The organism is Mucilaginibacter sp. UR6-1 (genome assembly GCF_020880975.1).
Classification (GTDB): domain Bacteria; phylum Bacteroidota; class Bacteroidia; order Sphingobacteriales; family Sphingobacteriaceae; genus Mucilaginibacter.
On sequence record NZ_JAJIWP010000003.1, the window covers coordinates 540,247 to 552,986 of the forward strand.

Annotated in this window: 10 protein-coding genes; 5 read left to right on the plus strand and 5 right to left on the minus strand. The window is 48.2% G+C overall.

The genetic code is table 11. The features are described 5' to 3' along the window. Positions 1–48: 48 nt before the first annotated feature. Both LJ707_RS12825 and LJ707_RS12830 read right to left on the minus strand, forming a co-directional pair. Positions 49–894, minus strand: coding sequence for an alpha/beta fold hydrolase (locus LJ707_RS12825; protein WP_228951538.1), 846 nt, complete (start codon positions 892–894; stop codon positions 49–51). 11 nt (positions 895–905) lie between these two features. Continuing rightward, entirely contained in the window at positions 906–1,775 is an 870-nt protein-coding gene (locus tag LJ707_RS12830; RefSeq protein WP_228951540.1) for an alpha/beta fold hydrolase, read from the minus strand. Between the two features lie 219 nt (positions 1,776–1,994). On the opposite strand from LJ707_RS12830, the gene LJ707_RS12835 reads away from it, so the two are divergent. The 5 genes from LJ707_RS12835 to LJ707_RS12855 all read left to right on the plus strand — a co-directional run bounded on the left by LJ707_RS12835 (position 1,995) and on the right by LJ707_RS12855 (position 9,448). Further along, positions 1,995–2,900: a DUF1338 domain-containing protein gene (locus LJ707_RS12835; protein WP_228951541.1), complete on the plus strand. Its 906-nt coding sequence runs from the start codon at positions 1,995–1,997 to the stop codon at positions 2,898–2,900. Continuing rightward, complete coding sequence (locus tag LJ707_RS12840) at positions 2,900–4,438, plus strand: aldehyde dehydrogenase family protein (RefSeq protein ID WP_228951543.1); 1,539 nt, start codon at positions 2,900–2,902, stop codon at positions 4,436–4,438. The genes LJ707_RS12835 and LJ707_RS12840 overlap by 1 nt, the downstream gene beginning before the upstream one ends. 3 nt (positions 4,439–4,441) lie before the next feature. After that, on the plus strand, positions 4,442–7,372 hold the full coding sequence (locus tag LJ707_RS12845) for an FAD-binding and (Fe-S)-binding domain-containing protein (RefSeq protein ID WP_228951545.1): 2,931 nt from the start codon (positions 4,442–4,444) through the stop codon (positions 7,370–7,372). Positions 7,373–7,436: 64 nt separating this feature from the next. Next, positions 7,437–8,111 carry an HAD-IA family hydrolase gene (locus tag LJ707_RS12850; RefSeq protein ID WP_228951547.1) on the plus strand — a complete coding sequence of 225 codons (675 nt, stop codon included), beginning with the start codon at positions 7,437–7,439 and terminating at the stop codon, positions 8,109–8,111. Between the two features lie 77 nt (positions 8,112–8,188). Continuing rightward, positions 8,189–9,448, plus strand: coding sequence for an alkaline phosphatase family protein (locus LJ707_RS12855; protein ID WP_228951549.1), 1,260 nt, complete (start codon positions 8,189–8,191; stop codon positions 9,446–9,448). 75 nt (positions 9,449–9,523) lie between these two features. On the opposite strand, the gene LJ707_RS12860 is transcribed toward LJ707_RS12855, so the two are convergent. From LJ707_RS12860 to LJ707_RS12870, 3 genes are all read right to left on the minus strand, one after another. Next, entirely contained in the window at positions 9,524–10,651 is a 1,128-nt protein-coding gene (locus LJ707_RS12860) for a TIGR03364 family FAD-dependent oxidoreductase (protein ID WP_228951551.1), read from the minus strand. A 1-nt stretch (position 10,652) separates the two neighbouring features. Then, positions 10,653–11,996 (minus strand): DUF5690 family protein, encoded by a 1,344-nt coding sequence (locus LJ707_RS12865; RefSeq protein ID WP_228951553.1) that lies wholly within the window; start codon positions 11,994–11,996, stop codon positions 10,653–10,655. 72 nt (positions 11,997–12,068) lie between these two features. Further along, positions 12,069–12,653 (minus strand): XRE family transcriptional regulator, encoded by a 585-nt coding sequence (locus LJ707_RS12870; RefSeq protein WP_228951555.1) that lies wholly within the window; start codon positions 12,651–12,653, stop codon positions 12,069–12,071. Between the last annotated feature and the right edge of the window lie 87 nt (positions 12,654–12,740).

The following is a 12,740-nucleotide window of genomic DNA, read 5'->3' on the forward strand; positions in this document are numbered from 1 at the left end:
TGGTTTCATACAGGCGGGCGATCTTTTTTTATGGCGATGTGTTACCGGTCAATTAAACCTGTCCTCGCCGCTTATCGGGCGGTATGGGGTTTTAAAGAAATGTTCTACAACATTGTTAAACTGATCTTTATAATTAACAAGTGTTGAATGCCCCGAGTTCGGGATGATCCACAGGTACGATAGCGGAATGTGTTGCGCGATCTCGATGGTGTGCCGGGTAGGTATGGCATCATGGTCGCCGCCTATAACCAGCACGGGGCACTGTACCTTGTGCAGATCGGCTAAAATGGTTTTAGGTTCCACCAGCATCATGTGGTTTACTTTACGGGCATTTTTAAGCAGGGGTTTAGCGCCAAACCTTTTTATTGAATCACTATAATCCTTATCTGTTTTAGCGATCAAATTATAAACGAAAGGATGCAGTGTAGTAGTGTCGGGCCGCAGGTTAGCGCCGGTTATAGCCAGCTTGGCCACCTTATCCGGGTGCCGGAGTGATAAGGCAAGGCCATTAATGCCGCCGTCGCTCCAGCCCACTACATAGCAATCCTTTATTTGCAGTGTATCCAATAGGGCGTTCAGGTCATCGGCCATCATGTCATAGCTTAGCGAGTCGCTAAGGTCGGTTGATTTTCCCTGCGCCCGGCTATCAACCGCTATCACCTTGTAGTTTTTTGCGAAGTAGGGTATCTGGTTTTCAAAACTGCCGATAGAGCCGCCGTTGCCATGTACCATCAGCAGCGGTTTGCCGCTGCCATAGGTTTCATAGTACATTTTAAAGCCCCTAATTTTTACGTATTTACCCACGGCGGCATTGCTGCCATATTTTTGTGCACTGGCAGTAAGGGTAAGGCCGCATAACAGCAGCAGTACGGTTAGTATATTATAGATGCGCATAAATCAGCTACTTAATTAAAACGTGCCTCGCCCTCAATTTTACGATAAGGCTTTGAAAAGAAATCGCTTACGGTACTGTTAAACCATTGCTTTTTATAAACAGGTGTTGCGTGGCCCGAGCCGGGGATGATCCACAGATAGGAGTTGGGTATGTTATCGGCTATTTCAAGCGTATGTATATTCTTGATCACATCATGATCTCCGGCCATAACCAGCACCGGGCAATTAATTTTATGCAATGCCGATGCCGGGATATTGGGCTGGTAGGATAGCAGGTGCATTACCTTGGCCACATTTTTAAGTTGTGCCGAAGCCGGTTTCATCAGTTTAAGCGAATCCTGTATCTGGAGGTTCCAGCCCATGGCCATGCTGTATACCTGCGGGTCAACAGCGGTGGTATCGGGGCGCAGGTTAGCGCCGGTAACAGCCAGTTTTTTTACCTTATCAGGATGGCGCAGCGTGAGCAGCAAACCGTTGATGCCGCCATCGCTCCAGCCAATAATATTAACATTTTTAAGGTGCAGGGTATCCAGCAGTGCGTTCAGGTCATCGGCCATCATCTCATAGCTTAATGAGTCCGTCGCGTCTGTTGATTTTCCCTGCGCGCGGCTGTCGGCCACTATTACCCGGTAGTTTTTAGCGAAATAAGGTATCTGGAAAATAAAGTTATTGATAGAGCCGCCATTGCCATGAATAAGCAGCAGTGGCTCGCCTTTGCCATAAGTTTCGTAATACATTTTAAACCCGCGTATGTTAGCATATTTGCCGGTAGTGGTGTTACGCCCGTAGTGTGTGGTGTCCATCTCGGCAACTTGTGCAAAGGCTGCTGCCGGGGCAATAAAAAGTATTGCCAGTAATACTATAAGTTTATGTAGGGGCATAGTATGGGTGATTGAAGTACCTGTATGTGTTTATTATCGGTACGCATAAAGATATAATATGTTTTAAATTATTTTACATTAATATGGCATTTTGTTTTGGCATGCAAGGCAATGATTTGTTACCTGTAAATGATTGTTGCTTGCCATATTTTATTGATATTAGCCTGTAATTATAAACCCGATGCCTGTTTTAAAAGGTTCACTTAAACATTCAGGATTATGAGATTTGATGAGAATAAACCGTTGGACGTAGCGCTTAACGACTTGTTTGAACGCTACAGCGAAGGCGTACCTGCCGTTAAGCAAATAACCGCCGCGCTGGTTGAAAAGGGCGTAGTGGCCTCGCAGCAGGATATTGTGAATGACCATGTTGCCTTCCGCACGCTTGGGTTGCCGCACCTGGGCATAGCCTCATTGGGCAAGATATTTTTGCACTATGGCTATACGCAGCGCGATCATTATCATTTTGAAAAAAAGAAGCTCGATGCCTATTGGTTTTCGCCACCGGAGCCTGTTTACCCGCGCATATTTATCAGCGAATTGCGGGTGGAGGAATTGTCTGCCGAAGCGCAGCACATCATTAAAAAATATACCGCTGCCATAAATAGCGACCCGGTAGATGCGCTGGACCTGGATAATGGTGCCGAGGTTGGCGCATTTTTTCAAAAGCCCTTATGGGACCGCCCAACCAAAGCTGATTACCTGCGCCTGCTTGAAGAAAATGAGTATGCCGCCTGGGTAATTTACAATCGCTATTACCTCAATCATTACACCATCAGCGTGCATGCGCTTAAAAACGGTTACAATACCATTGAGGATTTCAATAACTTCGCAGAGGGTTTAGGCATCAGGCTGAATACCGAGGGCGGCAAGATCAAGACCAGCCCGGATGGTTTACTAAGCCAGAGCAGTACGGTTGCCGAAATGAAGGAGGCCCTGTTTGCCGGTGGCGAAACACTGGCCATTGCTGGCAGCTATGTGGAGTTTGCCGAACGCAGGCCACTGCCTGAATACAGCCACATACCGGCACAGCAGCTTACCACCGCGCAACGCCGCGAGGGTTTTGAAACCGGCAATGCCGATAAAATTTTTGAAAGTACATACACCAGTCAAACCAAAAAATAATGGTTGATATACAACAGATATTAAGCAGATTACAAATAAGTGATGTTAACCCAGCCTACAGCACGGGCAGTGTTTGGGCAGAGGTTAGCGGCGAAAACGCACATACCATATATTCGCCTGTTGATGGTAAAGCCATCGGCAAGGTAAATATGGCAACCGTGGCTGATTATAATACAGCCACCGATCAGGCGCAGCAGGCCTTTACAGCCTGGCGTGCTGTACCTGCCCCGCGCCGTGGCGAGATCGTTCGCCAGGTTGGCAATGCCCTGCGTGAGGCCAAGGATGACCTGGGCGCGCTGGTAAGCTACGAGATGGGCAAAAGCCTGCAGGAGGGGTTGGGCGAGGTGCAGGAGATGATAGACATCTGCGATTTTGCCGTTGGGCAAAGCCGCCAGTTGTATGGCCTCACCATGCAATCTGAAAGACCATTGCACCGCATGTACGAGCAGTATCATCCGTTAGGTGTTGTTGGTATTATATCAGCCTTTAACTTCCCGGTGGCGGTATGGAGCTGGAATACCATGCTGGCGCTTGTGTGCGGCAATACCTGCATCTGGAAACCGTCCGAAAAAACACCGCTTACGGCTGTGGCCTGCCAGCATATCATCAGCAAAGTATTTAAAGCCAATAATATACCCGAGGGCGTATGCTGCCTCGTAATTGGCGACCGTGAGGTAGGCAGCCTGATGGCTAATGACCCACGCGTGGCATTGGTATCGGCAACCGGCTCAACCCGTATGGGCAAGGCTGTGGCAACTGCCGTGGCTGCAAGGTTGGGCAAGGTATTATTGGAGCTTGGCGGCAACAATGCCATCATCATAACACCCGATGCTAATTTGGAAATGGCGCTTATCGGTACTGTGTTTGGCGCGGTGGGTACTGCCGGGCAGCGTTGTACATCAACACGCAGGCTGATCATTCACGAGTCAGTTTATGATGATTTTAAGCAAAAACTGGTCAGCGCCTACAAGCAAATAAGGATAGGTAACCCGCTGGACAGCAATAACCACATGGGCCCGCTGATAGATACAGACGCGGTGAAGAATTATTTAGATGCCATTGAAAAATGCAAAGCCGAGGGTGGCAATTTTGTGGTTGAGGGCGGTTTGTTACAGGGTGATGATTATGCGTCAGGCTGCTATGTTAAACCCTGCATTGCCGAGGTGCAAAACAGCTACGCCATCGTTCAGCACGAAACATTCGCGCCTATACTCTATCTTATAAAGTACAGTACCCTGAATGAAGCCATCGCCCTGCAAAACGGTGTGCCGCAAGGCTTGTCATCCGCTATCATGACCAATAATTTGCGCGAGGCGGAGTTGTTTCTTTCCGGCGCGGGATCTGATTGTGGCATAGCCAACGTGAACATCGGTACATCCGGTGCCGAAATTGGCGGCGCGTTCGGCGGGGAAAAGGAAACGGGCGGCGGCCGCGAGTCGGGCTCGGATGCCTGGAAAGCGTACATGCGCAGGCAAACCAATACCATCAATTATTCAACCGAGCTGCCATTGGCGCAGGGTATAAAATTCGATTTTTAGGAGATGCTCGATCACGGACTTCGGGAACTCAGGGAGGCGTTAACAGGCGAATTGTACTCGGACGAACTGATGCGTGTACTCTACGCCACGGATGCCTCCGCCTACTCCGAAATGCCGCTGGCCGTAGCCATCCCCAGGGGCGAGGATGATCTGAAAAAGCTGATCGTCTTCGCCAATAATTACAAAACCTCGCTGATACCCCGCACCGCCGGTACCTCATTGGCCGGGCAGGTGGTGGGCAAGGGCGTGGTGGTTGATGTATCCAGGCATTTTACCGGTATTATCGAAGTAAACACCGCCGAAAAATGGGTGCGCGTGCAGCCCGGCGTGGTGCGTGATGAACTGAACCGTTACCTGCGCCCTTATGGTCTGTACTTCGGCCCCGAAACTTCGACAGCCAACCGCGCCATGATCGGCGGCATGGTAGGCAACAATGCCTGCGGCTCCAATTCCATGGTTTACGGCAGTACACGCGATCATACCCTGGAGGTGAAAGCCTTACTAAGCGATGGCAGCGAAGCGGTTTTCAGGCCGATGAATTTTGAGGCGTTCATTGCCGCTGGCGAGGGTGACACACTTGAGGCATCATTATATCGAACCATCAGGCAGCAGCTTGGCGATTGGGAAGTACAGCAGGAGATCCGCCGCGAGTTCCCGAAACCAAGCGTTAACCGCCGCAACACCGGTTACGCCATTGATGTGCTGCTGGATAGTAATCCCTTTAGCGCCGGTGGCGATGATTTTAATTTTTGCAAACTGATATGCGGCTCAGAGGGTACGCTGGCTTTTATCACCGAAATAAAGCTGAACCTGGAAGAGCTGCCCCCGCAAATAACCGGGCTGCTTTGCGTGCATTGCCCGTCGGTAGATGCGGCATTACATGCCAATATCATCGCCCTCAAATATCAGCCGCGATCATGCGAGCTGATCGACCATTATATATTGGATTGCACGCTCGATAACCCCTCGCAAGCGCTTAACCGTTTTTTTGTACAGGGCAGCCCCAAAGCTATTTTGGTGGTAGAGTTATCGGCACAAAGTAATGATGAATTGATTGCCACTGCCGCCCGACTTGAGGGAGAACTAAGGCAAGGTGGTTTAGGCTATCATTTTCCGTTACTAACGGGGCAGCAGCAAAATGCCGTATGGTCGTTACGCAAGGCGGGGCTGGGTTTGTTAAGTAACCTGCCCGGCGATGAAAAGGCCGTGGCCGTTATTGAAGATACCGCCGTTGATGCCGTTGATCTGCCTGCATACATAGCGGAGTTTAACCGGATATTAGAGAAGCACGGCCTGTACAGCGTATACTATGCCCATGCCGGTTCGGGCGAGTTGCATTTAAGGCCGATGCTGAACTTAAAGACGGCCGGGGGCGTGCAGAAATTCCGCATGATAGCGCAGGAGATAGCCGGACTGGTAAAAAAATACCGTGGTTCATTAAGCGGCGAGCATGGCGACGGGCGCCTGCGCGGCGAATTTATCCCGCAGATGATAGGGGAGAAGAATTACCGCCTGCTGCAAGCCATCAAACAAACCTGGGACCCTCAGGGCATATTCAATCCCGGCAAAATAACCGGTACGCCGCCTATGGACGAATACCTGCGCTACACGCCGGGACAGCAGGTGCCTGAAATTGAAACCGTATTCCGTTTTCGCGGGCAAAATATTTTACAACATGCCGAGCAGTGCAACGGCTCGGGCGATTGCCGCAAGTCGGCACAGGCAGGCGGTACCATGTGCCCATCGTACATGGCCACCCGTAACGAGCAGGATACCACCCGTGCCCGCGCCAATACCCTGCGCCATTACCTTACCAATTCTGAAAAGCTGAACCGCTTTGATCATCCCGAAATTAAGGAGGTGATGGACCTGTGTTTAAGTTGCAAAGGCTGCCGGTCGGAGTGCCCCTCCAGCGTGGATATGGCCAAGCTGAAAGCCGAGTTTTTGCAGCATTATTATGATGCCAATGGCACCCCCATGCAGGCCAGACTGATAGCTGCTTTGCCCAGGCTTAATAAATTGGGTATGGCATGGCCGGGATTGTATAATTTTTTTACGGCTGATAATGCTATCGGCACCATATTAAAAAAAAGCCTCGGCTTTTCAGCAAAGCGTACTCTGCCAAAGTTGGCCTCGCAAACCTTGCAGCAGTGGTATAAAAAGCAGGCTGATAAAAAACAGAAGGGCAAACGTGTTTACTTCTTTTGCGATGAGTTTACCAATTACAACGATGTAAGCATTGGCCAAAAGGCTGTAAAATTATTGCAGGCGCTGGGTTACGAAGTAGTTTTTCCGCAGCATCTGGAAAGTGCGCGTACCATGCTCTCTAAAGGCTTGTTGCGGCAGGCCAAAGCCGTGGCAGAAAAAAATGTGGCGCTGCTTGCTCCGCTGATTAATGATAATGCGCCGCTGATCGGAGTTGAACCATCGGCCATTTTGAGTTTTCGGGATGAATATCCTGACCTGGTAAAAGAAGAGCTATTACCACAGGCGCAAGTTTTAGCTAAAAACGCTTTATTGTTAGAGGAATTCATCGCCCGTGAAGTAAAAACCGGAAACATAACCGGCGAGCAATTTACAATTGAACACCGGCATGTGTTGCTGCACGGCCACTGCCAGCAAAAGGCCTGGAATGTGCAGGCGGCATCGCAAATGGCGTTGAGTTTGCCTGTTAATTATCAGGTTGAGGTTATCCCTTCGGGTTGTTGTGGCATGGCAGGTTCATTCGGGTACGAGGATAAGCATTATGATGTTTCCATGCGCATAGGCGAACTGGTGCTATTCCCCGCGGTTCGTGGTGCAGATACCGATACCATTATAGCCGCGCCGGGCACCAGTTGCCGCCACCAAATTAAAGATGGAACGGCGGTAACAGCACAACATCCTGCCGAAATATTATGGGATGCATTGGTTAAAAATGAACCCGTTAACTAAAACTTAATACAGAATTTGTTTATCAATAATGAATTATGTTTAGTTTTGCTAAACATAATTTACAATGAATACTATTATAAAAATGGTTGTTTTCGATATGGCCGGAACAACCGTGAACGAACAGAATATTGTTTATAAAACACTTCACAAAGCTATAAACGATGCCGGTTACAACATATCCCTCAACGATGTACTGGCCGTTGGCGCAGGCATGGAAAAATTACAGGCTATTAAAAGTATATTACATACCTATGCCGGTGTTGACGATGCTGTGATTGCGGAAAGCATCTTTCAAAAATTCTCTACCCAGTTAGATAATGCCTATAGCACAAATGCCATATTGCCCCAGCCTAACGCCACAGATGCCTTTAAGGCGCTGAAAGAAAAGGGTATTTTGGTGGTGCTTAACACCGGTTACAGCGGCCAGGTAGCGCAAGCTATTGTTAACAAACTGGGCTGGCAAAAAGGTGTTGAGTTTGATACGCTGATAACCGCCAGCGATGTAAAAGGTGGCCGCCCCGCGCCGGATATGATTAAACTGGCAGCGCAAATGTATAACATAAGCACTGCCGAAATTGTAAAGGTTGGCGATTCGGTAATTGACATTCAGGAAGGGAAAAACGCGGGCTGCGCTATGAGCATTGGTATTACTACCGGGGCGCATACGGTTGAACAATTGCAATCAGCACAGCCGGATCACATCATCAATAACCTGCTGGAGTTGCTGCCGCTTGTTTAATCGTTTATCCTGATAAAATAATATTTGCTTAACGCCTCATCATTGGTGAGTGCTTATCTTGCATAAAAGTTTCATCTATGCTTATCAACACCAAAATAGTAAAGCTTACGGCATTTTTCGTCGCGGCTGTTTCCATATCCGTGGCTCAGCCCAAAACTAAAACACATAAAGCGGTTTTTATAATTGCCGATGGCATTCCTGCGGATGTGATTGAGAAATTACCGATGCCCAACCTGCAAAAAATAGCTGCTGAAGGCAAATACCTTCGTGCTCATGTAGGCGGCGAAAAGGATGGTTATTCGCAAACGCCTACCATATCGGCAGTAGGGTATAACAGTTTGCTTACGGGTACATGGGTAAACAAGCACAACGTTTGGGATAATGATATTAAAGCGCCAAACTATAACTACCCCACCATCTTCCGGATATTTAAGGATCAGTATCCGCAGAAAAAGATAGCGGTTTTTTCGAGCTGGGAAGATAACCGTACCAAACTGGTTGGTGATGGTTTAAAGCAAACCAATAGCATTGAGGTTGATATTCATGCTGATGGCTTTGAGTTGGATACCATAAACTTTAAGCACGATAAGGAAAGCGCCTACATGCACCGCATTGATGAAAAAGTGGTGGCTGAGGCCTCAGCAAGCATAAAAACGCAGGCGCCTGATCTGTCATGGATCTACCTGGAATATACCGACGATATGGGACACCGTTACGGCGATAGTCCGCAATACTATGCCGCCATCGGTATGCTTGATAAGCAGATCGGTACCATTTGGGATGCCATTAAATACCGTGAGCAAAAGTTTAACGAAAGCTGGCAGATCTATATCACCACCGATCATGGGCGGGATGAAGCTACAGGCAAAGGCCATGGTGGCCAGTCGGACAGGCAGCGCTCCACCTGGATAGTTACCAACGCTAAGGATGTAAATACTTATGCGAATTACTATACGCCCGGCATTGTTGATATTATGCCATCGCTGGCGCGTTTTATGAATATCAGCATCCCCGTAAAATATCAGCGGGAGATAGATGGCGTGCCCTTAACCGGACAGGTGTCAGTAGCGCAGCCCAAAGTAAACCTTATACAAGGCAACCTGGATGTTACCTGGAAAGCTTTGAATAAGGGCGAGCAGGTAAATATTTGGGTAGCAACAACCAACAACGTTAAGGAGGGCAAAAGCGACACCTACAAGCTGATGGGTAAATTTAACGGTGATGCCGGCCACGCGCTGATCCCGGTTAAAGATGCCCCATCAGAAATTTATAAGGTTTGTATTGAAGGCAAGTACAATATGGTGAACACCTGGTTTGTGGTTAAGTCAAAAAAATAAAGCCTAATGGGTTAACAAAAATGGGGCTTGCAGATAATGCAAGCCCCGTTTTTTATTAATGAAGAATATTAAGCCTTATTGCCTCGCGGCGATAAATTGTTCGCAAAGGCCGAAGGAGAGCGTCATGCCATTACCGCCGAGGCCGTTGATGATGGTAACACCCGGTTCAGGTTCCAGTATTAGTTCGGTTTGGCCGTTGGTAAGCTTAGGGTAAATGCCATTCCAGCTTTGTATTACCAGGTTGTTTGTAAAGCGGGTAAAGGTAGCCAGGTAATCCAGTATCATGCGGTTGATGAACTCCTTATCAAACGGATCGTGCACCAAGCCATACTCGTGCGAATCGCCCACGGTAAGTTCACCCAGATGATTTTGCGAAACCATTACGTGTATGCCCCATTTCAGGTATTCGGCATATTGCTGCTCATAGCGGGCTTTTAAAGCCGGTAATGATGGCGCGGCGCCAAACCCGGGATAGTGAATCATGGATAGGCTGCCGCAAAGCGATGGGCCAATACGTAAGCCATCGGGCTGTGCTGCAAGGCGCATCATTTGCAATTTGCATTTGGTGAGCGGCGCCTCGGCAAACAGTTCGGGGTATAGGGTTTCAAATTCGGCACCGCCGCACACAAACACCTCATCGGCCTGCCAGGTGCGGTTGCCGCTGCGCACCTCGGTGCCCTTTATCGCGCTGATAGCGGTATTCCAGTAAAAGGTAACGTCATGTTTTTCGGTAAGGTATGCTGCCACTTGTCCAATAGCGGCACGGGCCTCCACGATCATTTCGGTGCCGCTCCATAGCGCACCTTTTAACCCATCCGGATTTACCGATGGCGATTTTGACAAGGCTTCGGCAGGTGATAGCAGGGTGCAATCACGTACCGTTCTGTTCAGGTCGGCATACTCGGTCATTACCTGTAGTTCATCATCATGGTAGGCCAGGTGGAGCGAGCCCACCTCGTCATGCCAGATACCGGCTTCGGTGGCTAACTGTTTCCAGATGCCGCGTGAAAGCATGGCGCGTTCAAATAATGTTCCGTTGGGCTGCCCAATGGGCCATATCATCCCAAAGTTACGTATGGATGCGCCAACCGCGCGTTCGTTACGCTCAAATACGGTAATCTTATAACCTCGTGTGGCCAGCGCACGGGCGGTGGCCAGGCCAACAATGCCCGCGCCTATAATAATGGCAGATCTGTTACTCATTTTATACTGCTGATAAATTTAACGGTTTATTTTGCACCCGCGACCGGCGCGCGCTTTGTAAAAAGTAGATAAGTGAAAGCGTGCCTGCAACACCACCCGTAACGGCTAATATGAGCAAGGCATCCTTAAAAAAGGTATCCCAGCTAACGCTGGGGTTGCCCAGCTCTTTTACCAGTAATACACTTACACTGCCCAGGTAGCCAATAGCATCGGCAATGTACATTACAAAGCCAACGTTGCTTTTGTAGTTAAAGGAGGCGATCATCCGCTCAAAAAATATGGCGTTGTAGGGTACGTAGCCCGCGTAAAGGCCCAGCCCGGCAAGGGTCATCCATGTAATGGGGCTGATGCTCCCGGCGTTAAATAATAGGGTTGATATACCGGCAAGCAGGCATCCGCAAATAATAAAAATGTGGATGATGGCGAATGCCTTTAAATTATCCTTCACCAAAATAAGCAGACTGATACCGGCCAATACAATGATGGAGATAACCGAATCAATATTGGTGTAAATGCTGTTGCTGTTAATGCCGAGGCCATGCCATATTTCTACCTCAAAATTATCGCGAATATCACGTATCACGGTAAGCATAACGTACACCGCTACGGTGAGGATAATGCCAGGTAAAAAGCGCAGTAAAAATGCCCGGCGTTCAGTGGCGTTCATGGGGGTACGTTCGGTGCGTAAAAGCTTGTCCTCAGGTGTGGGTGGAGGGATGATCTCCAGAAACAATACGAATAATATAAGTGGGATAGCAAAAAGCGCCCCGGTTAAAAAGGGCATATAATACTCGTTAACGCCAAAATTACTGATGAGGGTGCGCCCGGCGGTTTTAACAAATCCGGAGGCGAATATCAGGCTGATAGATAATACGGCCGCCATAAACTCGGTGGCCTTACGCCCTTCCAGGTAGCCGAATACCAGCCCCCAGATCATCCCCAGCGGGAAGCCGTTAACAAACAAAAAGATTATATTGTAAGGAGCAGGTACCAGCGCGAAACCCAGTAGGGCCAGCCATGAAATGCCGATCAGAAGCAGGATACTTTTGCCGCGGTTAAGCGCCTTTACTTCGGCAATAAAACGGATGCCGTAAAATTTACTCAAGGTGTAACCCAATACCTGCGCTATAACCAGCCATGCTTTATAGCTTACGTGCATAAATTCAACACCGGGGTAAGTGCCGGCCGCGAAAGCCTTACGAAAAGCATACATGCAGGTGTAAGCCCCGAATGCCGATACCGCCGCAAGTACAGAAATTAACCCGTAAGGCAATGTCCCTAACCGTTTTTGCAGGCGAATTTTTATCGGCCCTGTTCTATAAGGGGTGTTGTTTGTTTGGGACATGCTAAACTTTAATAGTTTAGCAATAATAAACTTTGTTTATTAAAAATAAACAAAGCCAATGTTAAGTTACCTTTAAGCGTTTGGGTGTTCCTCAAAAAAATAGATTACCAGCATACTGGCTGTATCGGTGCCTGTATTTTTAGGGGTATGGGCTATGCGGCCGTCAAACAGCATGGAGTCGCCTTTATTAAGGATGTAATTATTATCCTCAAATTGGTACTCAATTGTTCCGTTCAAAATAAGCTTGTATTCGTAAGCCTCGGTTTGCACCATGGGGCGGTTGGCACCGGGTTCAAGTTCCAATATCACAATATCAACTGTTGAGTTTTTGATAGATTGGGTGAATATTCGCTGGTAGTGAAAACCGTGGGCATCTTCCTTTTCAAAATGCTCGTACTCGCTCTTCCTTTTAATAATAGGCACCTGTTTGTCTTCCTTATGCCTTATATCCTTAAAAAACACGTTAAGGTCAATATCAAGCGCCTTAATAATATCTATCAGTACGATGAGTGATGGTATGGTACGGCTGTTCTCAATTTGTGATATAAGGCCTTTGCTTACATTGGCCATGTTGGCCAGTTCCTGTACGGTGATATTTTTTTCGCGGCGGCGTTCTTTAATGCGGTTGCTTATCTGTATCAGAATATCGTCTTCCATCTATAATCAGGTTATTGGTTGAACCGTGGCAAAGTATATAATATAACAGCAACACACAAATAATAGGATGTTAAATCCGGGCTTGAA